The sequence below is a fragment of the Arthrobacter rhizophilus genome (assembly GCF_026241105.1).
GTDB lineage: Bacteria > Actinomycetota > Actinomycetes > Actinomycetales > Micrococcaceae > Arthrobacter.
Window position 1 is genome coordinate 39,326 of record NZ_JAPFFT010000020.1, and the last position, 21,573, is coordinate 60,898.

Annotated in this window: 21 protein-coding genes, 3 tRNA genes and 1 pseudogene; 17 read left to right on the forward strand and 8 right to left on the reverse strand. The window is 64.7% G+C overall.

Features of this window, described 5'->3' with window-relative positions:
* Positions 1 to 18: 18 nt before the first annotated feature.
* Positions 19 to 579 (reverse strand): annotated as a pseudogene (locus tag OOZ51_RS16115) (phosphogluconate dehydrogenase C-terminal domain-containing protein); the annotation flags it as partial.
* A 63-nt stretch (positions 580 to 642) separates the two neighbouring features.
* On the opposite strand from OOZ51_RS16115, the gene OOZ51_RS16120 reads away from it, so the two are divergent.
* Positions 643 to 1,392, forward strand: a complete 750-nt coding sequence (locus OOZ51_RS16120; RefSeq protein WP_265980787.1) for a DUF5605 domain-containing protein — start codon at positions 643 to 645, stop codon at positions 1,390 to 1,392.
* 91 nt (positions 1,393 to 1,483) lie between these two features.
* Here OOZ51_RS16120 and hutG read toward each other — a convergent pair whose 3' ends face one another.
* Together hutG and OOZ51_RS16130 are read right to left on the reverse strand one after the other, a co-directional pair.
* Positions 1,484 to 2,449, reverse strand: coding sequence for a formimidoylglutamase (gene hutG, locus OOZ51_RS16125; RefSeq protein ID WP_265980788.1), 966 nt, complete (start codon positions 2,447 to 2,449; stop codon positions 1,484 to 1,486).
* Positions 2,450 to 2,523: 74 nt separating this feature from the next.
* Positions 2,524 to 3,966, reverse strand: a complete 1,443-nt coding sequence (locus tag OOZ51_RS16130) for an NCS2 family permease (protein ID WP_265980789.1) — start codon at positions 3,964 to 3,966, stop codon at positions 2,524 to 2,526.
* 114 nt (positions 3,967 to 4,080) lie between these two features.
* Between OOZ51_RS16130 and OOZ51_RS16135 the strand changes: the two genes are divergently transcribed.
* Positions 4,081 to 4,725, forward strand: coding sequence for a copper resistance CopC family protein (locus OOZ51_RS16135; RefSeq protein ID WP_265980790.1), 645 nt, complete (start codon positions 4,081 to 4,083; stop codon positions 4,723 to 4,725).
* Between the two features lie 102 nt (positions 4,726 to 4,827).
* On the opposite strand, the gene OOZ51_RS16140 is transcribed toward OOZ51_RS16135, so the two are convergent.
* On the reverse strand, positions 4,828 to 5,532 hold the full coding sequence (locus OOZ51_RS16140) for an FAD-dependent monooxygenase (RefSeq protein ID WP_265980840.1): 705 nt from the start codon (positions 5,530 to 5,532) through the stop codon (positions 4,828 to 4,830).
* Between the two features lie 84 nt (positions 5,533 to 5,616).
* Between OOZ51_RS16140 and OOZ51_RS16145 the strand changes: the two genes are divergently transcribed.
* The 4 genes from OOZ51_RS16145 to OOZ51_RS16160 all read left to right on the forward strand — a co-directional run bounded on the left by OOZ51_RS16145 (position 5,617) and on the right by OOZ51_RS16160 (position 10,882).
* Positions 5,617 to 5,913 carry a hypothetical protein gene (locus OOZ51_RS16145; protein ID WP_265980791.1) on the forward strand — a complete coding sequence of 99 codons (297 nt, stop codon included), beginning with the start codon at positions 5,617 to 5,619 and terminating at the stop codon, positions 5,911 to 5,913.
* 17 nt (positions 5,914 to 5,930) lie between these two features.
* Entirely contained in the window at positions 5,931 to 6,980 is a 1,050-nt protein-coding gene (locus tag OOZ51_RS16150; protein WP_265980792.1) for a universal stress protein, read from the forward strand.
* 58 nt (positions 6,981 to 7,038) lie between these two features.
* Positions 7,039 to 9,816, forward strand: a complete 2,778-nt coding sequence (locus tag OOZ51_RS16155; RefSeq protein ID WP_265980793.1) for a PEP/pyruvate-binding domain-containing protein — start codon at positions 7,039 to 7,041, stop codon at positions 9,814 to 9,816.
* 196 nt (positions 9,817 to 10,012) lie between these two features.
* Positions 10,013 to 10,882 carry a hypothetical protein gene (locus OOZ51_RS16160; protein ID WP_265980794.1) on the forward strand — a complete coding sequence of 290 codons (870 nt, stop codon included), beginning with the start codon at positions 10,013 to 10,015 and terminating at the stop codon, positions 10,880 to 10,882.
* A 188-nt stretch (positions 10,883 to 11,070) separates the two neighbouring features.
* On the opposite strand, the gene OOZ51_RS16165 is transcribed toward OOZ51_RS16160, so the two are convergent.
* Together OOZ51_RS16165 and OOZ51_RS16170 are read right to left on the reverse strand one after the other, a co-directional pair.
* A complete protein-coding gene (locus OOZ51_RS16165; protein ID WP_265980795.1) occupies positions 11,071 to 11,991 on the reverse strand; it encodes a cation diffusion facilitator family transporter in 921 nt (306 codons plus the stop codon).
* A gap of 10 nt (positions 11,992 to 12,001) precedes the next feature.
* A complete protein-coding gene (locus OOZ51_RS16170; RefSeq protein WP_265980796.1) occupies positions 12,002 to 12,484 on the reverse strand; it encodes a metallopeptidase family protein in 483 nt (160 codons plus the stop codon).
* A 164-nt stretch (positions 12,485 to 12,648) separates the two neighbouring features.
* On the opposite strand from OOZ51_RS16170, the gene OOZ51_RS16175 reads away from it, so the two are divergent.
* Both OOZ51_RS16175 and OOZ51_RS16180 read left to right on the forward strand, forming a co-directional pair.
* A complete protein-coding gene (locus tag OOZ51_RS16175; RefSeq protein WP_265980797.1) occupies positions 12,649 to 13,701 on the forward strand; it encodes a LacI family DNA-binding transcriptional regulator in 1,053 nt (350 codons plus the stop codon).
* 28 nt (positions 13,702 to 13,729) lie between these two features.
* The gene (locus OOZ51_RS16180; protein ID WP_265980798.1) at positions 13,730 to 14,650 is read left to right on the forward strand and encodes a carbohydrate kinase family protein; all 921 of its coding nucleotides are present in this window, start codon (positions 13,730 to 13,732) and stop codon (positions 14,648 to 14,650) included.
* Between the two features lie 74 nt (positions 14,651 to 14,724).
* Here OOZ51_RS16180 and OOZ51_RS16185 read toward each other — a convergent pair whose 3' ends face one another.
* Positions 14,725 to 15,633: a DMT family transporter gene (locus OOZ51_RS16185; RefSeq protein WP_265980799.1), complete on the reverse strand. Its 909-nt coding sequence runs from the start codon at positions 15,631 to 15,633 to the stop codon at positions 14,725 to 14,727.
* Positions 15,634 to 15,921: 288 nt separating this feature from the next.
* Here OOZ51_RS16185 and OOZ51_RS16190 point away from each other — a divergent pair.
* The 9 genes from OOZ51_RS16190 (at position 15,922) to OOZ51_RS16230 (ending at position 19,489) form a co-directional block, all read left to right on the forward strand.
* Positions 15,922 to 15,994 (forward strand) — tRNA-Glu (locus tag OOZ51_RS16190).
* Positions 15,995 to 16,078: 84 nt separating this feature from the next.
* Positions 16,079 to 16,152: transfer RNA gene (locus OOZ51_RS16195), tRNA-Asp, on the forward strand.
* A 50-nt stretch (positions 16,153 to 16,202) separates the two neighbouring features.
* Positions 16,203 to 16,278 (forward strand) — tRNA-Phe (locus OOZ51_RS16200).
* A gap of 363 nt (positions 16,279 to 16,641) precedes the next feature.
* A complete protein-coding gene (locus OOZ51_RS16205; RefSeq protein ID WP_265980800.1) occupies positions 16,642 to 17,115 on the forward strand; it encodes an Asp23/Gls24 family envelope stress response protein in 474 nt (157 codons plus the stop codon).
* The gene (locus tag OOZ51_RS16210; protein ID WP_028265653.1) at positions 17,112 to 17,303 is read left to right on the forward strand and encodes a DUF2273 domain-containing protein; all 192 of its coding nucleotides are present in this window, start codon (positions 17,112 to 17,114) and stop codon (positions 17,301 to 17,303) included. Before OOZ51_RS16205 ends, OOZ51_RS16210 begins: the two co-directional genes overlap by 4 nt.
* The gene (locus OOZ51_RS16215) at positions 17,300 to 17,683 is read left to right on the forward strand and encodes a hypothetical protein (RefSeq protein ID WP_265980801.1); all 384 of its coding nucleotides are present in this window, start codon (positions 17,300 to 17,302) and stop codon (positions 17,681 to 17,683) included. The genes OOZ51_RS16210 and OOZ51_RS16215 overlap by 4 nt, the downstream gene beginning before the upstream one ends.
* Complete coding sequence (locus OOZ51_RS16220) at positions 17,680 to 18,375, forward strand: DUF6286 domain-containing protein (protein ID WP_265980802.1); 696 nt, start codon at positions 17,680 to 17,682, stop codon at positions 18,373 to 18,375. The genes OOZ51_RS16215 and OOZ51_RS16220 overlap by 4 nt, the downstream gene beginning before the upstream one ends.
* Positions 18,372 to 18,983 carry a hypothetical protein gene (locus tag OOZ51_RS16225; RefSeq protein ID WP_265980803.1) on the forward strand — a complete coding sequence of 204 codons (612 nt, stop codon included), beginning with the start codon at positions 18,372 to 18,374 and terminating at the stop codon, positions 18,981 to 18,983. The genes OOZ51_RS16220 and OOZ51_RS16225 overlap by 4 nt, the downstream gene beginning before the upstream one ends.
* A 200-nt stretch (positions 18,984 to 19,183) precedes the next feature.
* Positions 19,184 to 19,489, forward strand: coding sequence for a hypothetical protein (locus OOZ51_RS16230; RefSeq protein ID WP_265980804.1), 306 nt, complete (start codon positions 19,184 to 19,186; stop codon positions 19,487 to 19,489).
* 121 nt (positions 19,490 to 19,610) lie between these two features.
* Here OOZ51_RS16230 and OOZ51_RS16235 read toward each other — a convergent pair whose 3' ends face one another.
* Positions 19,611 to 21,476, reverse strand: a complete 1,866-nt coding sequence (locus tag OOZ51_RS16235) for a glycoside hydrolase family 13 protein (protein ID WP_416346394.1) — start codon at positions 21,474 to 21,476, stop codon at positions 19,611 to 19,613.
* Between the last annotated feature and the right edge of the window lie 97 nt (positions 21,477 to 21,573).

Sequence of the window (21,573 nt, forward strand, 5' to 3'; positions counted from 1 at the left end):
GGCGAAGACGCCGTCCAGCTAGGAGTCGTCGAAGATCTTCTTCCAGTCGTCCTTGATGATGGTGTCCTTGCCGTACTGGATGGCGATTTCGCAGGCCTCGGAGAACGGGTTGGAGCCGCGCAGGGCGTTGGTCAGTGCGATCTGCACGTGGCCGAACAGCATGGCCTTGGCTGCTTCTTCCGGGACGCCGGCGGTGTGTACGGTTTCGTGGGGCGCTTCGTTGAGGAGCGTGCCGATCATGCAGGCCACGGTCTCCACGAGGGTGGGTTCCAGGATGGCGAGCTGCTTCACGGTGACCCAGTGGACGTCGATGACCGGGGCGTAGATAGTGCGGATGGTCGCTTCGGCCGCATCGCGGGTGGCTGCGGGAGCGTCTTCGTCGATGGCTGCGACGACGTTCTGCGGGGCGCCCTGGCCGCCGAAGGTGTCGGCCCATTCTTCCTTGGCGGTGCGCTCAAGGAAGACGGACGGGTGGCACGGGTGCGCGACGGCCTGGACGACGTCGTCGCGCTTGGCCAGCAGTCCGGCGTAGGCGGCGGCCGGATCCAGCGTCAGGAGGATCGAGCAGGGCTTCATCTGGCGGCGTTCAATGCCCCGGGTCACCCTGCTGTGGGTCACCACATCGCGGTCCAGGAAATACTCATGGCACGGGTGGTCCGGATCAACAGCCTCGGCCTGGAGTCTGACATAGAGCTGCACCAGGCCCGGCACTTCCACGTTGTGGTGTGCCAGCTTGATGACGAGCGGGGGTTCGTTAAGCACCTGCTGTCCATCCACAATTGCCATGCGTTCTACGACTACTCCCGGCCGTGGGTCACGCACAGCAGCATCCAACGCCAGGACGTCCACAAGACGGCCGAGTTTACCCGCGAGTGGCGGGACAGGTGGCAGAAACCCGTGGTCATCGACGAGTGCGCCTACGAGGGCAACATCGACCAGGGCTGGGGAAACATCACGGGCGAGGAGATGACGCGACGGTTCTGGGAAGGGGCCATCCGGGGCGGCTACGTGGGGCACGGGGAAACGTACATGCACGCCGCGGACGTTCTGTGGTGGGCCAAGGGCGGGGAACTGCACGGCAGCAGCCCGGACCGGATCGCCTTCGTGCGCAGCATCCTTGAGGAAACCCCGGGCGGATTCCTCGAGCCGCTTCCCGGCGCCTGGGACGTCCCGGCCGCGGGCATCCGGCACGAGTGCGAGCTCAGCTACTTCGGCTTCAACCAGCCCACCTACCGGAACTTCGTGATGCCTGCCGGCCGCCGCTACGAGGTGGACATCATCGACACCTGGAACATGACCATCGACACCCTGCCGGACGCGGTTGAAGGCCGCGTCCGGCTCGAGTTGCCTGGCCGCCAGTTCATGGCCGTGAGGCTCCGCGCCGTCGGCTAGGTCCAAGTAACTCGCACTAGGTGTCGTTTTGAGCCCCCAGAACGACAACAACTGCGAGTTAGTTGGGTGGGGCTGGCGCCGCGGGAGGGCGCTACGCCAGCAGGGTGTTCAGCAGGCGCGCGGCTACCTTGGCGGTCCGCGAGTCGATATCGAACTCGGGGTTGAGCTCAGCAACGTCAAGGTGCAGGAGCTTGCCGCTGGCGGCCACCTGCTTGCACACCGCGCTGATGATGGGCAGCGGAACGCCATACGCCGCGGGAGCGCTCACACCAGGGGCCACCGAGGCCGGCAGCACGTCGAGGTCGATGGTCAAGTACAGCGCATCGACGGTGTACAGGAACCGCGTTACGAAATCCTTCACGGCTTCCGCGGAGCAGTCCTCGTCCAGGAGGTACTTCACACCCAGCCGATCCGCCGTGTCGAAGAGGGTGCGCGTGTTGTTGGGTTCGGAAATTCCGACGACGGCGTAGTTCAGTTCGCGGCCGGCGGCGGCTTCCGCGCGTGCCATCTGCAGGAACGGCGTGCCCGAGCTCGGCACAGGCTCGTCCCGCAGGTCGAAATGCGCATCCAGGTTCAGGACTCCGAGGCGTTTGCCGCCTTTTACGGCCTCCGAGCCAGCCACGCCCAGGTAGCTCGCGAAAGCAGTTTCGTGCCCGCCGCCGAGCAGCACTGTGAGGTTGCCCGCGTCGAGCATTTCCGAAATCACGCGTCCCGCGCGCTCCTGGCCCGCCTCAAGGGAGCCGTTCTCCACCACGATATCGCCGGCGTCGTACACGTCCCGGTCCAGATGGAAAGCCAGCGGGCCCAAGGCACTCCGGATCGCCTCCGGAGCGGCCGCCGCTCCGATCCGACCTTTGTTGCGCCGCACGCCTTCGTCACTGCGGAAGCCCACGACGACGGCGGGCCGGGAGCCCGTTTCTGACGCGCCGGAGGCGACACCACCGGGAGTGTGGGGCACCACGGCTTGCCACCAGCGGCGGTGCTCATCGCCGTCGCCGTCGAAGCGACCGGTCCACGGCATGGGGCGGACATCGGCAATAGCGGGGGAAATCTCCATTACTCAAGCACAGCGCATGGCGGCGTCGAGAAACATCGTTTGCACGCCGCGGGTGTCCGGTATTCCGGAAAGGGCTACTTGACGCCCAGGATTTCCTCGACCGAACCTATCCCGAAGAACAGCAGGAATGCCGCGGCCACGGCCCACATAAGCGGGTGCACTTCACGCGCCCGGCCCTGGAAGGTGCGGATCAGGGCGAAGGAGATGAACCCGGCGCCCAGGCCGTTGGCGATCGAGTAGGTGAACGGCATGAGGGCCATGGTCAGGAACGCGGGAATACCCACACCCCAGTCCTGCCAATGGATCTTGCCCACTTGGGACACCATCATGAAGCCCACCACCACCAGGGCGGGTGCCACGGCTTCGAACGGGACCAGGTTGATAAGCGGAGTGAAGAACATGGCCACCAGGAACAGCAGGCCAGTCACGATCGAGGCCAAGCCGGTCCGTGCACCCTCGCCGATGCCGGCACCCGACTCCACAAAGATCTGGTTGGAGGACACGGACGAACCGCCACCAATGATCGCGCCAAGGGCGTCCACTTGCAGGACACGGTCCACATTGGGGATGTTTCCGTGCTTGTCGATGTTTCCTGCCTCCCTGGCCAGGCCCACCATGGTGCCCATGGCGTCGAAGAAGATGCTGAGGAGGATCACGAACGCCAACAACGTGGCGGCGATGAAGCCAAGGTGCTGGAATGCACCGAGGGGGTTCGCCTTACCGATGAGCGACAGGTCCGGGGCAGCCCATTCGGTGAACTTGGGCGCAACCAGGGACCAGCCGCGGGGGTTGTAGGTCTTCCCGTCGAAACTCGGACCGATGTGGAGAGTGAATTCGAGGATGGCCGCGAGGGCCGTGGAGGCAACGATGCCGATCAGGATTGCGCCACGCACTTTTCGGACCACCAGTGCGATGGTCAGCACAAGGCCCACGACGAACACCAAAGTGGGCCAGCCAAGCAGCTTGCCATCCACACCGAGGCCCAGCGGGACCGTGGTGCCGGCGGCGTCCGGTATACGGCGCACGAAGCCGGCATTGACCAGGCCGATCAAGGCGATGAAAAGTCCGATGCCTACTACGATCGCCGTCTTCAGTGCTTCAGGAACGGCTTTGAAGATCGCGGTCCGGAAACCCGTCAGAACCAGGATCAGCATGGTCAGGCCCGACAGCATCACGAGGCCCATCATGTCCGGCCACGTCAGGCCGGGATGCGAGGCAATCGTGACGGCCACGAAGGCGTTGACGCCCAGCCCGGTGGCCACGGCGAAGGGGTGCTTGGCCCACGCGCCCATGAGGATGGTCAGGATGCCGGCTACGAAGGCAGTCGTGGCAGCGACCGCGGGGAAGCCGAGGGACGCGCCGCTGGAGTCGGCCCCGGAGAGGATCAAGGGATTGAGGACCACGATGTAGCTCATGGCAAAGAAGGTGGCGAAGCCGCCCCGGATTTCCCGCGAGTAGTTGGATCCGCGTTCCGAAATCTTGAAGTAGCGATCGATGGCTGAACCCTGTTTGAGCATGAAGGTCTCCGGGAATCGGGGAAGTGTGCTCTCAAATCCTATGCCCGCCGATTCGGCCCTCCCGCGAATTCGCCTAGTCTGTAAGGAATCCAACACCAAGGGAGTCACTCGCTCATGCGTCCCATCCGCCAGCTGCTAGCCGTCGTCGTCGCTTTTACCGCGGTCCTTTTCTCGGCCGCCCTGTTCTCAGCGGCACCGGCCTTCGCGCACGACGTCGCCGAGTCAACCTCGCCGGCTAACGGCTCAACAGTTGGCAGCGTCCCGGACTCCGTGTCGGTCACCTTCAACAACCGGCCGCTCCTGCTCGGTTCGCAGATCCGGGTCAACGACGCTTCCGGCCAGAACTGGGCAGATGGTTCCGTCGAAATCGTGGACGCGGTGGTGTCGCAGAAGCTGCGGCCCGGCGCCCCTGCCGGGGCATTCACCGTCATCTGGCGCGTTGTCAGTTCGGATTCGCACCCCATCGAGGGCACCTTCACTTTCACCGCGAAAGCAGGAAGTTCGACGGCGGGCGGCGCCTCCTCGAGCACCCAGCCCACCGCGCCGGTCCCCACGGTCGGCACAGTCGCGCCGGGTTCGACCACGACGCCGGACCGGGCCCCTGATGCTTCCCAGCCGTTCCCTTGGAGCATTGTGGTCTTCGCAGCGGTGGCCGCAGGGCTGCTGGTGTTCCTGGGCGTAACCGCACGACGCAGACTAGCAAACGGTGATTCCGAGGACTCTGGCGACTCTGGAGACGACGAGCCCGAGGGATCGTAGGGAGCCGCCCAACCGGCCTCACAAAACCGGTGCTTGTTTTCCAGACCCGTCTTTGAAGGGCCGGAACGGAAAACAAGCGCCGGTTTCTGGCGTGGACTGTTTCTACGAGAGGGCGGGAACCGCCGCGAAGGTGCCGGTAAGGGCCGCGTGGACACTGTCCGGGTGCACTTTGGCCGAGATGGCCTGGCCCACCACCTTGGCTTGGCGCAGGACTTCCTTAGGTGTGGGGGTTGCCAGTTCGCCGACGCCCACCAAGTACATTCCAATCGCACGCATGGCCGCGACGAGGTTCTGGCCGATAGCGATGCCGAGCTCGGCAAGCATCCGCCGCAACTGGCTCTGTCCGCAGCGAGTGACAACAATATGGTCGGCCAGAAGAACTCCGCTGGCCGTGTGAACGGCCCATTGGTGCGACTGCACGCCGGGCGAGGCCAAGTCCAATCCGACTGAACTGGAAATCGCGGAGCTTGAAACGGTGGCGTCCGAACTCACAGAGCCCAGGGCAGCATCGTCCACACGGTCCAGGCGGACGGCCCGGGTGGTGTTTCGTACATCGAGGCCATGGCTGGCCGCGTAATTGCGCAGGTGCCTCAGGATTTCGTTGCGTTCCTGGAGACCTGCGGCATCGGCTGCGTCGCATCGCTGCAGGATGCCGGTGTTGAGCTGCTGCGGGGCTCCGGGGGCTTGCAATCCGTCCACCACGATTGCATCCACGCCGTACCGGCTAAGCTCGCTGGCTACGGCCAGGCCGGACATGCCGGCACCGATGACCACAGCGGTGGTGCGTTCCGTACTCGAAGCAGGCATGGCTGACACGGCTTGGCTCCTCTTTGAAAGGTGCGTTGCCGAAGGCAACACCTGGACGGCGTCCGAGTCCCCAAGCGGTCGCGAATGATGGCCGTTGATGTGTTGAAAAACACGATCCCCGGTCACCAGTGCCTCGAACATTACAGAAGAAATCGCGTGCTGGATAGCCCAAGCATCGGCATGTCCGCCAATGCATTTTTCACGATCCAATGCGGCCGAATCCAAGGCGCTCCAGCGGGTTTCCACATACGCATCTTCCAGCTTGATTCGGCCCTTGCAAACGAGAATAGTGAGCATTGGAGACCGCAACTCACGGCAGTCAAGCGAGAAACACGTTGTGGGCGCGGCCTCTGGCAGAATAGCCGCAACATCAGCCAGTAGTGCGAGGAGGCGGGCCCATGGACCAGCACGGCAAACACTCTGAAAGCCATCACGCAGAGACCGAAGGCAACGGAGAGGAACCATCGATTGCCCCCGGCGGGATCGTAGTGGGCGTTGACGGCAGCGAACACGGCCAATGCGCCCTCATTTGGGCCGCCCGCGAGGCCGAGCGCAGGCAGCTTCCCCTGCACGTAGTCACGGCATACTCCGTGCCCATCTTCGCGGCCTCCGGCTTGGACGGGGGTTATGCAACAGTGGATGACTCCGTTATCCGGGACGGCGCCGAGGCGATCGTCAAACAGGCCCTTGAGAAAGTTTCCGGCTACGCCATCGACGTCGATGGCTCGGTGGAAAACGGAGATGCGTCTGGCGTGCTGCTGGATCTGTCCGAAACAGCGGAGCTCCTGGTCTTCGGCACCCGGGGACGTGGCGGGTTCGTGGGCAGGCTCTTGGGATCGGTGAGCAGTGCCCTTCCCGCGCACTCCAAGTGCCCCACCGTGACCGTCCCGCTTTTCTGCGCGGACCGCTTGGGTGAAACCACGGAGGACAAGCACATCAAAGCTGAGCGTGCCAAGGCTGGCCCCCACGTCATCGAGAACGTGGTGGCAGTGGGCGTGGACGGCTCGGAACAGGCCCGCGTTGCCGTGCTGGAAGCCGCCGAGCAGGCCCAACGCATGGGCGCGAAGCTGCGTGTCATTTGTGCCGTACCTGAGTACAGCGGCTCCTTGGCCTGGGTTCCGGCGCCTTTGGACCGGGAGGCCCTCTTCAAGGACATCAGGGTTCAGCTGGACGCAGGATTGGCATGGCTTAAGAGCCACTTCCCAACACTACCTGTGGAAACCCAGTTGCTGGATGGTTCGCCCGTCGAGGTTCTCGTGGAAGCGAGCCGCGGTGTGGAACTCGTGGTGCTCGGCACGCGCGGGCGGGGAGGTTTCGCGGGGATGCTCCTCGGTTCAACGTCGGACGGCGTCTTGCACCATGCCAAGGGTCCCGTGCTGGTTGTTCCTGACCGCGAGGATCCGAGGCTGGCGGACCGCGTCAAGTTCGGTCCCATGCTTGCCGCATAACGGCAAGCGGCCAAGCAAGAGGCAAGCACCCAAACACCGGCGGAGGCAGGCAGGCGCGATGGCGGAGAATCCAGGGCCGGGGGAGGCGCCGCGCTTCATCATCGAACTGCGCCGGATCCGGGCAACCATGCTTCCGGAGGTCGGCGGCAAGGCCGCCAACCTTGGGGAGCTGATCTGGGCGGGACTTCCGGTCCCGCCCGGGTTTTGCCTGACCACGGAGGCCTATCGGCGCGCATTGCAGCGGGATGCAAGCCCCGAGTCAGCCCTCTCGGATGTTCTCCACAAGCTTGGAGCCGCGGATCCTGGCGACCTTGAGCGGCTCGCATCCCTTGCGGCCCGCGCCAGGGATGCGGTGCTCGACGCCGGGATCCCCGCCGACGTCGAGGACGCCGTCCGCCTGGCCTACGCCGCTCTAGGCCCGGAATCCGCGGTGGCCGTCAGGTCCTCCGCGACGGCGGAGGACCTGCCCTTTGCGAGCTTCGCCGGACAGCAGGACACGTACCTGAATGTAGTGGGGGCCGACGCCGTGCTGCAGGCCGTCCGTAAGTGTTGGGCCTCCCTGTGGACAGATCGGGCGGTCAGCTACCGGGCAAGCAACGGGATTGACCAGGCTACGGTGACCCTCGCCGTCGTCGTTCAACGCATGGTGGACGCTGATACTGCCGGGGTGCTGTTCACAGCCAATCCGGTAACCGGACGGCGCCGCGAGGCAGTCATCGACGCCAACCCAGGACTTGGCGAGGCCGTGGTCTCAGGCGCGGTGAATCCGGACCATTTTGTGGTGGACTCGCTCACGGGCAGGATCACGGAGCGAAGGATCGGGGATCGGAAGCTCGTAATTCGATCCCTTCCCGGAGGCGGTACGGAAAGGATCGATTTGCCTGGGCCCAACGGCGCGGCGGCGTCGCTGGACGCCGGCGGGTCGGCCGGAGGAGCTTGCCTCAGCGACTCCCAAATCAGGGCGCTCGGTGCCCTCGGCCAGCGCGTCGAGGAGCACTATGGAGCACCCCAGGACACCGAATGGGCCATTGACGGCGATGGCAAACTGTGGCTGACCCAAGCCCGCCCCATCACCACGCTCTACCCGCAAATGACCCGCCAGCCCGCTGTCACCGGCCCTCACGCCTACCTTTGCTTCAGCCTCGCCCAAGGCCTCACGCGCCCCCTGACCCCTATGGGCCTCGCGGGCATCAGGCTCATGGCGTCGTCGGTCGCTGGCGCGGCGGGATTCCGGGTTCCAGAACCGCGGAACGGGCCTTCGCCGTACTACGAGGCCGGGCAGCGCATCTATATTGACCTCACTTCGGTGCTCCGGAGCGCCACAGGCCGGGCCATCGTGCCCAGGATCTTCGACGTCATGGAAGCACGCTCGGCGGCCGTCATGCGCGCCCTGTTCGAGGACCCGCGTTTCGCCGTCACCACCCGGACGCCCTTCAAACTGATCAGGCACGTAGCCCCGATTGTCTTCCGCTTCCGCCTTCCGGAGATCCTGTTGCGCGCCCTTTTTCGGCCGAACGTTGCCCTCGACAAGGTGCAAGGACTAGGCCACAACCTGAAAGCTGCGCTCGAAATATCCGCCGATTCCACCCCCCGTGAAAGGCTTGACCACGCTGAGCGGATAATGGGCGAAAAATTGTTCCCCATACTGCCCAACACCTTGCCTCCGGTGGCGCTCGGCTTCGCGATGATGGGGTTGGTCCGGAAACTACTGGGCGAACAGGCCTCCTGGGGTGAGCTCCAGACCGTGATCCGTGGCCTGCCCAACAACGTCACCACTGAAATGGATCTTGCGCTGTGGCGGCTCGCAACCAGCATCCGCGATGACCCCGCTTCTGCGGAGACCCTTACCAGCGGCGAGCCCGCGGCTCTTGCGGAGAGCTACCGCGACGGCGGGCTGCCCGCCGTCGCGCAATCGGGATTGGCCGCGTTCCTGCGCGACTACGGGCACCGGGCCATCGCGGAAATCGATCTGGGCATGCCCCGCTGGTCCGACGACCCCACCCACATCATCGGCGTCCTGGCCAATTACCTTCGCCTGGACGATCCCCGCCTGGCGCCGGACAAACAGTTCGAGAAAGCAGCCCGCGACGCCGAGGAACAGGCTGCGGTGCTGGTGGCCCGTGCGCGGTCCAAGAGTCCGCTCCACGCCAAGATCGTGAAAATGGCACTTGAGCGGACACGCATGTTCGCAGGACTGCGCGAGCTTCCCAAATACAACCTTGTACTGGCCTTCGCCACGGTCCGGGCCCAGATTTCGAAGGTGGGAGAGACCCTTGCGGACGCAGGAAGCATCGATCACGCCGGAGATGTTTTCTTCCTGGATTTCAATGACGCCCGCCGCGGCCTGGACGGCGCGGATCTCCGTGACCTAGTAGCGCAGCGACGGGAAGACTACGAGCTTGAACTGAAGCGCCGGCACGTGCCACGCGTTCTGCTCTCGGACGGCACAGAGCCGGAAGCCCTGCCCTCCGGGCTGCGCGGCCGCACTGGCGCTCCGGCGGGCGCACCGATGCCGGATGGCGCGCTGCTGGGAACCCCGGCTTCGGCGGGAACGGTGACTGCGGTAGCCAGGGTGATCATGGACCCGGTGGGTGCGCATCTCGAACCCGGCGAAATCCTGGTGGCTCCTTCCACCGATCCCGGCTGGACGCCGCTCTTCCTGACTGCCGGGGGACTAGTGATGGAGATGGGTGGGCCCAACTCCCATGGCGCCGTCGTAGCGCGTGAGTACGGGATTCCGGCAGTCGTGGGCGTCCCGGATGCCACGTCCCGGATCAGCTCGGGCCAAACGATCACGGTGGATGGCGCAACCGGGACGGTGGTCCCGGAGGGCTGAGGCGCCCTAGACGGGACCTGACCAGCCTGATGGCCAGGACGGCTGCGATTGTCCCGGCGCCGGCGATGAGGAGACTGGAGGTTCCGGAGGCGATACCGGCTATCGACCCGCAGACAATCACGCCGGAAGCGGTCCCGTAGGTGCCTAAAGGGGGGTACCTTTTCTGTACCGCCCTCCAACACCGAGGGCATAGGAGATGGGAACGATGGCCAAGGTCCTGCGAGTGGTCCGGTTTCTTGTTTGGCTATTGTGGCCGGCAGCGGTCGTGGCGGCCTCGTGCGTGACGATGGCGATCATTCCGGGGTCGTGGTCCCTGCTGAAGCACTTGTACGCGCCGGATCCGTCGACGCCGGCCTCAGGGCCGTCAGTAGCAGCGCTGGGGGTTTTCGTCGTGTTGGTGGTCTTCGTCGTGTGGACGTTCAGGCGCGTCTTCGTTGCGTTGGGGATGCTGCGCAGGCGCCTCGGCCGGTACACCAAGGCCGAACAGGATACGGCTGCGGAGGCTGAGTTGTATCGTCGTGGGATCGAGCGGGCGATCGGTCTGCGAGACCGGCTCGTGCACGGTGCTCAGCCTGAGCTCCTGCAGGCGTGGGGCGTGACGCTCGAGCATGATGAGGCGCTGTGGGTGGATGCTTCGATGCAGTATGCGCGCTGGTACGGCCACGGCGCGGCGTACACGCATTCGCCGGCGATTTCGTTCGAGCGGCCCTCGCTGGCCACCGGTTCGGTGATCGGGTCCGCGATCGGCAACGCGTTCAGCCTTTCACGCGGCATGGCCGCGGACTCGCAGATGTGGCGTGACAGCCAGACGGTGCGAACGCTCGTCACGGATCGGCGGATCATGTGCGAGACGGTGCGTGGCTGGATCAGCTTCCGGTATGACGAGGTCGCTGCGTCCAACCCCGATCCGGCTGCCTCTACGCTTATTCTGGAATTCCGGGACTCGGAGCCGTTGCGGCTGCACGGCTACGACGGTGCTGTGCTCTGTGTGTTCGCCGTAGCAACGCTGTACGGACGATCCTCGCTTCGCCACCATCCTGGGCTGTCAGCTCTGACCGCTGACTGACGACCTCTGTCAGGCCAGCGCCTCCACATCCAAATACCCGCGCTGCGCGTCCTCGCGTCCCTGCATAAGACCAGTCTTAACCACCAGGCTCACGGGTCCAGCCGACCCGCCCGTCCCGCGATTAATCTTAACCACCAGGCTCACGGGTCCAGCCGACCCGCCCGTCCCGCGATTAATTCAGCAGTCTCCTAGGCGTGTTGGTGGGTTTCGTGCGCCGAGTGGCCCGCCGGTTCCAGTTGGAAGGTGCAGTGCTCGGTGTCGAAGTGCGAGCCGAGGCAGGAACCGAGTTGGTCCAGAAGCCGGTCGGCGCCGGTGGCGTCCAGGATCCGGTCCTCAACCACCACGTGGGCCGAAAAGACCGGAACGCCCGAGGTAATGGTCCAGATGTGGATGTCGTGAACGGCCACCACGCCCTCCACAGAGAGGATGTGCTCGCGGATCATTTTGACTTCGACACCCTTGGGCGTGGCCTCCAGCAGGACATCAACCACGTCGCGCAGCAGATGCCAGGCCCGGGGCAGGATCATGAGCGAGATCAGGATGGAAGCGATGGGGTCTGCCGCCCGGAAATCGGTGACCATGATGACAATCGCGGCGAGGATGACCGCGAACGAACCCAGTAGGTCGCCCAGGACTTCAAGGTAGGCACCACGGACGTTGAGGCTTTCCTTCTGGGCCCCGCGCAGGATGAGGAGCGAGACCAGGTTGGCCACGGCCCCCAGAATGGCGGCAAAGAGCATGACATCCGTGCGGATCTCCGGCGTCTCCCCGAAGCGGCGGATTGCCTCGATGAAGATCACTACCGAGATCACGATCAAGATGAGGGCATTGGCCAGGGCGGCCAGGACCTCGGCGCGCTGGTACCCGTAGGTGCGTTGATCGCTCGGCGGCCGGGTGGCTATCCACGCGGCAAGCAAGGCAATGAAGACGCCTGCCGCATCGGAGAGCATGTGGCCAGCGTCGGCCAGCAGCGCCAGCGAACCGGAGACGACGGCGCCCGCCACCTGGACGAGGACCACCGCCAAGGTGATGGCCAGGACAGCGATGAGCCGCTTCCGATGCTTGCCGGTTGCAGTGACGCCGTGTGAGTGGTTGTGATCGTGCCCCATGCCTACAAGGCTATCCCCAGCCGAGTTCGTGCAAGCGGTCGTCGCCGATTCCGAAGTGATGGGCGATCTCGTGGATCACGGTAATGGCGACCTCGTCGATCACTTCATGGCGGGATTCGCAGATGTCGAGGATTGGTTGCCGAAAGATGGTGATCCGGTCCGGGAGCGAGCCGGCGTCCCACCAGGAGTCCCGTTCCGTCAGCGGCACGCCCTCGTACAGGCCCAACAACACTGTGCCAGGTGCGTCTCCGGGCTGCGGCGTGTAGTCGTCCTCGATGAAGATCGCCACATTGTCCATGGCGCGGGCGGCCTTGTCCGGGATCAGGAGCAGGGCGTCGCCCACCGCCGCTTCGAAGTCTTCCGGCGACATATTGAATGGCGCGGTACTGAACGAGGTCGCCCCGGTACCCGGAAGCGGGGAGGAGGTACGCTGGCCGCCGGGGGCATCGCCGTCGGGAACGATCGGCAGGCCGGGAGGCAAATTCGCGGGCATGCTCTGACTCTAGTCCGTGGCCACGCCGTTGACGCCGGATGTCACGGGCAGCTACAGTTTTCCGGGCTGGTAATTCGTATAACTCGTCCCCAGGTTAAGCCCAGCCAGCCGTGCGGATCCTGTGATAAGCACCCCTCAAAGTTCGCGACAGACAGGCCACTCCCATGACCCGCCCCGGTAGCAGATCCGGTACGACGATGAACGACGTCGCTGCCGCTGCCGGTGTTTCCCAGGCCACGGTTTCGCTGGTGCTCAACGACGCCGCGGGAACCAGGTTCTCGGACGAAACCCGGCGCAAGGTCCATGCTGTCGCCCTTGATCTGGGCTACCGGACCAACGCCCACGCCAAAGTGCTCCGCGACGGCGTTGCCGGGATGATCGGCTTCGTCGGCGACTTCGTGGCCACCGCGCCTTTCGCCGGCAAGATCATCGAGGGCGCGCAGGCGAGGGCTTGGGAGGCCGGACTGCTGCTCCTGACCGTCAACACGGGCGGTGACAAGGCCCTCGAGGCCGCTTCGCTGGAGACAATGCTGTCCTACAAAGTCGCCGGGGTGGTCTACGCCGCCATGTACCACCGGGTCCTTGACGTGCCCGACGTCCTGGCCGAGGTGCCCGCCGTCGTGCTCAATTCGCGCGACCGATCCGGACGCTTTCCCAGCATCGCCCCGCAAGAAGAGCTGGGCGGCTACGCGGCCACCAAACGACTGCTCGACGCCGGACATCGCCGGATCGCGATGGTCAACATCGGTGACCCGGACGGTGAGCTTCCGGCCGCCGTCGGGCGCCATGCGGGCTACGTCCGGGCGCTCGAGGAGGCGGGCCTCAACCCCGATTCCGGGCTGCATCGCGCAGGCGACGGGCACGAATCGGGTGGTTTCGACAACGCCCTTGCGCTCATGACCGGTCCGCAGCCGCCCACGGCCATCTTCTGCGCCAATGACCGCACCGCCTGGGGCGCCTACCAGGCGCTGGCCCAGCTTGGATTGTCCATCCCGCACGATGTCTCCCTGGTCGGTTTCGACAATCAGGAAACGCTCGCCCCGCACTTGCGGCCCGGACTGACGACGCTGGAGCTGCCCTTCCTGGAGATGGGCCGGCGCGCCGTTGAACTGCTGCTGGCCGGCACTGACCGCAACGGCAGAACCGAATACTTTGAATGTCCCCTCGTCGAACGCCATTCCGTGGCCGCGCCACTGAAATCCACTAGTAGCTACTGAAACTCCCCAACCAAGGAACAGGAAACGCATGAACCACTCGCCCCTTGCGTCCGAGCCGCTCGACGTCGTCGTGGTCGGCGAAGCGCTCATCGACATCGTTAACTCGCCCGAAGGGCAGACCGAATACCCCGGCGGCTCTCCGGCAAACGTCGCCTACGGCCTCGGGCGGCTCGACGTGAAGGCCGGGCTGCTCACCGCCGTCGGGCGCGACTCCCGCGGCGAGGCCATCGCGACGCACCTGGCAAGCGCCGGTGTGGTTGTGCTGCCAGGCTCGCAATCGCTCGCGAAGACCGCGACGGCGACCGCCGAGATCGCCGCGGACGGTTCGGCCGAATACACCTTCGACATCGAATGGAAACTGGCTCCGGCCGCACTCCCTTACGCCCCGAAGGTCCTCCACACGGGCTCGATCGCCACGTTCCTTGAGCCCGGTGCCGGCGTCGTCAGAAACCTCCTGGAGCAGGCGCAAGGCGGATGCATTGTCACGTACGACCCCAACATCCGCACGGACCTCCTGGGCAGCCACAATGAGGCGCTCGGCATTTTCGAGGAGCTGGTACCGCTGACCAGCGTCGTGAAGCTCAGCGACGACGACGCGTTCTGGCTCTACCCGGGCAAGTCCCTGGAGGAGACCGCCAAGCACATCCTGGGCCTCGGAGCGGGGCTCGCCGTGGTCACGCGAGGTGCCGAAGGCTCCCTGATGGCGACGCCGCACACCCAGCTGACCGTCCCCGCGGTGACCTCGGTGGTGGCGGACACCATCGGCGCCGGCGATTCCTACATGTCGGCGTTGATCCTCGGACTGCTGTTGCGCGGTAGCCAGGGACTTGCGCCCACGGTGCTCGAGCGTATTGGACAGACTGCCTCCATGGCCGCGTCTATTACCGTGGGGCGCCCGGGAGCCAACCCGCCCACGCACCGCGAGCTTCTTGCGGGGATGGCGAGGTAGGCCCGGATTCTTCGACGACGGCGGTGCGGGGCACCTTGGCGCCGGGCCGCCCGGCTTCCTAGCGGGACGTGATCCTAGCGGGAGCGGCGCCGCGTGAGCCCGACGCCGACCAGGCAGATCACGCCGCCCACCAGGCCCCAGATGGTGGGGATCTCGTTGAGCACCGCCCAGGAAATCAGAATGGTGGTGCCCGGAACCAGGTACGTCGTGGCGGCGAGCTTTCCGGCCTCGATGAGGGAGAGGGCATATGCCCACGTGGTGAAAGCGATGGCCGTCGGGAAGATCCCCAGGTACACCAGTCCAAGCGTGGCCGGAAGGGGAGCGGCCTGCACCTCGGTCACCAGTTGACCAGCCCACGGCAGGCAGCAGATGGCGCCCACCATGATGCCGAACCACGTGGCCTGGGCCGCGGAGAACGTCCGCAGCACGGGCTTCTGGACAATCACGCTCACCGCGGCGAGCACAGCGGCGAGGAGGCACAACAGCACCCCGGCGACGTCCGCCGTCGAGCGCTGTCCCGAACCGAGCGCGATCAGCGCAACCCCGCTGAACGCCACGAGGCTGCCGATGATCAGCCAGCGCGGAAAGCCTTCTTTCAGGATGAAGCCGGCGAGGACGGCGATCAGGATGGGGGAGACGTTGATGAGCATCGCGCTGGTTCCGGCGTCCAGCATGTGCTCGGCGGCGTTCAGGGCCAGGTTGTAACCCGCGAACCACATGACGCCGTAGGACAGGATGGGCCACCATTCGCGGCCCTTCGGCCAGCGCTTGAGCCTGGGCAAGGCGACAATGCCGAGCGCGACGGCGGCAACCGCCAGCCGTCCGAGCGTCAAGGAGCCGGGGGAGAAGCTAGGGCCCACGGCGCGGATGCCTACGAAGGCGGACGCCCAAAGGACAACGGTGACGACGACGGCGGCAATGCCGAGCTTACTGATGGTCCGGGAGTTGGTGGTCGCCGGAGAGGTTGGGGTGCTTGTGGCCATGATGCCAATCTAGTCCGCGAAGGGCGGGACGGACTGGCGGAATTCGGACGTCTTGCAGCAAGAAACCGCCAACTCTGACGGAGCGGATTTGAACGCCGGCTTGAGCCCTGGTTTGATTCCGGTTTGCGTTCCTGGTTGAGTCCCGTTTGCGTCCCTGGTTTGAGTCCTTCGGACCGCGATTTGGGAATAACCCTGACTATGCTCTAAAGTTTTAGAGTCCAGTTCGGACGAGCGAGAAGCGGTAAAACACATAGTGTTGTTGACCGTCGCGAATTCGGATTGTTCCAGGCCCCCATCGTCTAGCGGCCTAGGACACCGCCCTTTCACGGCGGCGGCACGGGTTCGAATCCCGTTGGGGGTACGCAAGGAACTGGTCAAACGGGGCTGAGAAGTCTGGTAGGCTGGAAGCCTTGAAAAAAGCGGTAGAGATACTGCAAACAAGCAAGGCCCTGTAGCGCAGTTGGTTAGCGCGCCGCCCTGTCACGGCGGAGGTCGCGGGTTCAAGTCCCGTCAGGGTCGCTCTGATTGCCGGAAGAAATTCCGGCAATCATGGTGACATTGTCACCTAAGGCTCTGTAGCTCAGTTGGTAGAGCGTTCGACTGAAAATCGAAAGGTCACCGGATCGACGCCGGTCGGAGCCACCACTGGGAAGCACCGGTTCTTCGGAACCGGTGCTTTTCTTCTTTTACCCTGCAGGTAAAAGCCTGGGGTTATTCGGTTTGTGCCTAAAAGCGAACATTTCCAAGCGTACGGGTCACTTTCGTGCGTACCCGTCGGATTCTGCTCAATCATTCGAATGGACAAACCCTGGACCTCTGGAATCACGCGGCCGGCAACTTACGCGACCCGGAGCGATCCAGCAGAATCCGTCGGCATTGGTACCAGTCGGCCCAGCGCCACCGGGAAATCCCGCCCCCGAGCTGAGGTCTTCCTCTTTGTATTCCCCTTTGTCTCCGCCTTGTCACACGCAAGCGCTAGGGTGGTACTCAACAGAAGGGGAGGGCTACATGGAACAGCAGGAAAGCTTCACCGCGCCTGAACCGGAAGCCATTGGGGCTCCGGTTTCCGAGGATCGGGAAACGGTGGCAGCAAGCGGCCGCACAGTGATCTCGGATTCCGCTGTCGCCAAGGTCGCTGGCATTGCCGCGAGGGCGGTTCCGGGTGTCTACTCCTTGGGCTCGGCCCCTTCACGCGCGCTTGGAGCCATCCGCGACGCCGTCGGTAGCCAGGACCATGCTGCGGGCGTCCGCGCCGAGGTCGGCGAAACCCAGGTGGCCGTGGACATCAACCTGGTGGCCATTTATGGGTACCCATTGCATAATGTCGCCAACCAGGTTCGCGCGGCCGTTTACGCGGCGGTCGAATCGTTGGTGGGACTGGAAGTCATTGAGGTCAACGTCGAGATTAACGATGTCTACGTCGCCCCACCTGTTAAGGCTGGAACAAAGAGCGCATTATCGGAAAGGGAGCCACTCCAGTGAACATGACTGTTGTCGGGATCGGGATCGGCGCCTTCGTGGCGTTCATGGCTTTCCAGTTCGGGCTATGGGGTTTTGTCATTGCCCTTCTCTTCATGGGCATCGGCGCACTTCTGGGCCGCGCCGCGGACGGAAAACTTGACCTGCGCAGCGTGCTGGACGCCCTCACCGGCCGGCGCTCATCGTCATGAGCTCCATGGCTGAGGCCGTGCAGCCCGCCATCACGATGGCCGGCCACAACCGGATCAGCACCCAGGCCCTCACCACTCTGGCACAGGCGGCCGCTGCAGAGGCGCTGGGTGTCTCGCCACAAGATGTTCGAGTCGAATGGTCAGACGACGACGGCCTTCTGGCGCTCTCTGTGGCCGCTCCGATCCGTGTGCCCACGCTGACGGAGGTTCTCAGGGATCCGCGGCGGATAGAGGGATTCGGTGGATCGGTTTGGGACCGCGCTGTGGCTGCCAAGACGGCCATTCTTGAACGCGTCACCGAACTTAGCGGCTCCACCCTGAGCCGGGTGGATATTCGGATCAGCGGCGCACGCATCAGTGAAGGAGCTCGTGTCCAATGAGCCACCTGCAGACCCCGCACCCACACAGTAGCCATGCGCATGCGGGAGACCCCCAGACGAGCGACGGCCAGCACCCCGGAAACCAGGCGCCAGAGACCCCGGAGGGCGGCCATCCGATCGATGCAGGACTCCGGCGCATCCTCAAGCGCGAGACACGGTCCTCCCGCGCGGGAATGGCCGGGCTCGCCGCGGTTTTGGTTATCGCGGCCTGCGTCTATGCCCTCCTCGAATCAGCCTTGCGCGCCATTGGCCAACCACCGTGGCTCATTGACCCGCAGACGGCAGCTGAACGCCTCATAGCCCTGCCCGAAGGTATTTCGCCCCTGCTGCTCGGCTCCCTTGGCGGCGTCGTAGCAATGGTGGGATTGATCTTCTTCTTGAACGCTGTCCTGCCCGGCCGGAAGTCCCGGCACTTGCTTGAGGATCCCCGGGCCGGCGTGGTTGTGGACGACGAGGTCATCGCTTCCGCGCTCGCCAGGGCCGCCCGAACAGCAGCGAATGTCACCCAGGAGCAAGTCATGGTGGTTGTTTCGCAGCGGCAAGTGGTAGTCAACGTCCGGCCCACCTCCGGGGTGCCCGTGCCCGAGGAACGGATCCTTGCCGCCGTCGAAAGTGAACTCCAGAAAATGGCGCCTTCGCCCATGCCGGCCGTCCGCGTCAACGTGGCTACATCCGGGGTGATCGGCGCATGAACGGAACCCCACACGTCCTTAACCGCATATTGATCGGCATCCTTGGCCTCAAGCTGTTGGCCATCGGCATTCTCTTTGTGCTGCTAGCCACCGTTCCCGCGGTGGCGAGTTGGTGGCGTAGCTGGTCCACGGGAGTCTGGGAACATGCCAAGTTCCTCTCGGAGCAGACCCGGATTCCGGGCCGTGAAGAAAGTTGGCTCTGGGTTGCGGCCCTCGTGGTGCTGATCGTGCTGATCGTGCTGATGGTGGCATGGGTATCACAGCAAGGCAAAGGTCGCGCCAACCTCATCGTGTCGGACTACGACGACCGCCGAACCCCCGGCGATGTCCGCATCGGCGGCAATTTGGCCGAGCAAGCGCTGAGGGCGGCACTCGCCGATCGTCCGGATCTTGCGGGCGTCACGGTGGCTACCTATGAGGTCAGGGGTCGTCCGGGCCTTCGGATCCGGGTCCAGCCCCGTCAAGGCGTATCCCCGCATACACTCGCTGCGGACGTTTCCCGGCTTGTGGAGGCCCTGGATGTGGTGGTGGGACGCAGGACCCCCGTGTTGATTCATATTGGGGCTGGCGCGAGGGCCAGGTTCAGCAAGGCCGAGCGCGTCCGTTAGGCCCGAAGGTACGGTCATTGTTAACCGCGCCGCAATGTTCCTGCCCGGGCTTTGTGTTGCGGAGGTTTGCGCGGGGCCATAGTTTGAACGGTAGAGGGGGAACTCTTCCCTTTGGTTGGGCTTGCCCGGCCGGCACCGGACCCTGTGTCCGAGTCAAGCCGATGGACCAGAACATGTGGACCAGGAACAAGGAGAAAACCATGAGCGAAGAAGTCAACGACATCAAGAAGACCGCTGAAGCTGCGGCGGAACAGGCCAAGCATGTTGCTGGTGAAGCCGTCGAGAATGCGAAGGAATTCGCTGGCGACGCAGCAGAGAACGTGAAGGAATTCGCCGGCGATGCCGCGGAGAACGTGAAGGAATTCTTCTCGGGTGACGTGGCCGAGAACGCCAAGGAACTCGCGGGGGATGTCGCCGGGAACGCCAAGGAGATCGCCGGAGACGTGGCCGAGAACGTCAAGGGCCTCGGCTCCAAGATCGCTGGCTTCTTCAAGGGTGGCAAGTAGGCTCGAGCCCGCGATAGGGGCGCCTTCCTGACCCTTTTTGCCCACAGAACGGGGCCGACACGCAGCAAACTCTGCGTGTCGGCCCCGTTTTCGCGCCAAAGAAGGTCAGGAAGGGCAGCCCTTACAGTGCCAGGAGGTACGCCCCGCTATTCGGGACAATCGAAGCCCCGCCTGAGCCGCCGTCGCTGGAGAGGCCAATCCTGAAGCCCGCCGGCACCGCGAGGGCTGCGGCTCCCATGTTGACCACCACCAAGACGTCCCGATTGTGGAAGGCCAGGATCCCGTTGGCGGGATCGTGCTCCTCGGCCCAACGGAACGTGCCCGAACCCAGGCGATGGTCCTTGCGGAACGACAGGACCGAGCGGTACAGCTCCAGGGTGGAGCCCTCGACGCCGGCCTGGAGGTCCGCGGCAAGCTCGCCGAACGATTCAGGCTGGGGCAGCCACGGCGCCGTAGGCGCCTTGCCGATCACGGCCGCAAGCGCGTCGCCTGCGGTGGACGCTTCCGAGAATCCGAAGCCGGGCTCGGCGGCTTTCCACGGCAAAGGCACTCGGCACCCGTCGCGGCCGCGTTCCACGCCTTTGGTGCGGAAGAACGTGGGGTCTTGGCGCGCTTTGGCCGGCAGGGACGTGTGCTCCGGCAGGCCGAGTTCCTCACCCTGGTACAGGTAGGCGGAGCCAGGTAGCGCGAACGACACCATGGACGCGGCGCGTGCCCGCGCCAGTCCAAGGGCGGCGTCGGGCTGTTCGTCTTCCGCCGCGATTCCCTTGGGGAAGGTAGTAGGGTCTGCCAGCCCGAAGCGGCTGGGGTGCCGGACGGTGTCGTGGTTGCTCAGGACCCAGGTGGAGGGCGCCTTCACCGATCCCGCGGCGTCCAGCGAAGATTCGATCGCCTCCGCCATACGCTCCGCGTCCCAGCCAGCCAGCAGGAAATCGAAGTTGAAGGCCTGCTGCATTTCATCCCTGCGGATGTACCGGGCCAGCCGTTCGGGCGGCTCGACCCAAGCCTCGGCAACCAGCATGCGCTCGCCGTCGTACTCTGAGAGGACTTGGTGCCATTCCCGGTAGATTTCGTGGACGCCGTCCTGGTCGAAGAAGGGCGACGGCGGGTCCAGCGGCGGCTTGACCTTGTGTTCGACGGCGGTCACGGACACTCCGGCGGCTTGCCCGGCGGCCGCTTTTCCATCGACGTGAGGGTGGGCCGTATGGGGTTCGACGGCCTCGCTGTGGGCGCCCGGTGCGGATAGGCCGCCCTCGACCATGGCGGCGGAGCCCTCCCAGTCAGGCAGTCCGGCTTCCTTGACCAGGCCGTGGGCAACATCCACTCGGAAGCCGTCCACTCCGCGGTCCAGCCAGAAACGCAGCACCGAGCGCATCTCTTCGTGGACTTCCGGGTTCTCCCAGTTGAGGTCTGGCTGCTTCGTGTCGAAAAGGTGAAGGTACCACTCGCCGGGAGTGCCGTCGTCGTTCGTCAGGCGCGTCCAGGCGGGGCCGCCGAAGATGGACTTCCAATTGTTCGGAGCCAAGGCCCCGTCCCCGGAGCCCGGCTTGGAGTCCTTGCCTGGGTGGAACATGTAGCGCTCGCGTTCGGGGGAGCCTGGGGCGGCGGCGAGGGCTTCGCGGAACCAGGCGTGCTCGTCCGACGTGTGGTTGGGCACGAGATCGACGATTACCTTGATCCCCAGGCCGTGGGCCTTCTCCAGCATGGCGTCAAAGTCGCCCAGCGTGCCGAAGAGGGGGTCCACGGCGCGGTAGTCCGCGACGTCGTATCCAGCGTCAGCTTGCGGTGATTTGTAGAACGGGGAGAGCCACACGGCATCCACACCCAGCTCTTGCAGATACGGCAGCTTCGCCGTGATTCCGGCGAGATCGCCCATTCCGTCGCCGTTGGCGTCGGCGAAAGAACGGGGATAAATCTGGTAGACGACGGCGCTTGCCCACCACGCGGAAATGCTGGAACCGGGAGTTGGGATCGGGGAGTGCGGCACTGGATTCCTCTCGATAACATTTTGATGTAAACGCTTGCATTACTACCCGGAAGCTTACTAATGTGAGGCTCACCACATCAACCGCACCGCGGAAATA